This is a genomic window from Dietzia massiliensis (genome assembly GCF_018390595.1).
Taxonomy (GTDB): Bacteria; Actinomycetota; Actinomycetes; order Mycobacteriales; family Mycobacteriaceae; genus Dietzia; species Dietzia massiliensis.
Genome location: NZ_JAHBAV010000411.1, coordinates 1 through 208, shown reverse-complemented (window position 1 = coordinate 208; position 208 = coordinate 1). Strand labels below are relative to the sequence as shown.

Genomic DNA, 208 nt, shown 5'->3' with positions numbered 1-208 from the left:
CCCGGTACCGGTGGGTGCAGGCCTGCTTGGCCAGGGCGCAGCCGAGGTAGGACTTGCCCGAGCCAGTGAAGCCCTGGAACACGACGTTCTGCTGGCGATCGATGAATGAGCAGGTGGCCAGCTGGGCGAGCACGGCTCGGTTCAGGCCGCGCGCGTCGATCAGGTCCACTCGCCGCAGGTCAGCGCTCGGGTACCGCAGTCCTGCTCG

Annotated in this window: 1 protein-coding gene; it reads right to left on the bottom strand. The window is 68.8% G+C overall.

Features of this window, described 5'->3' with window-relative positions; genetic code table 11:
• On the bottom strand, positions 1-208 hold a 208-nt coding region (locus tag KHA85_RS17750; protein ID WP_213186779.1), incomplete at both ends, for an ATP-binding protein.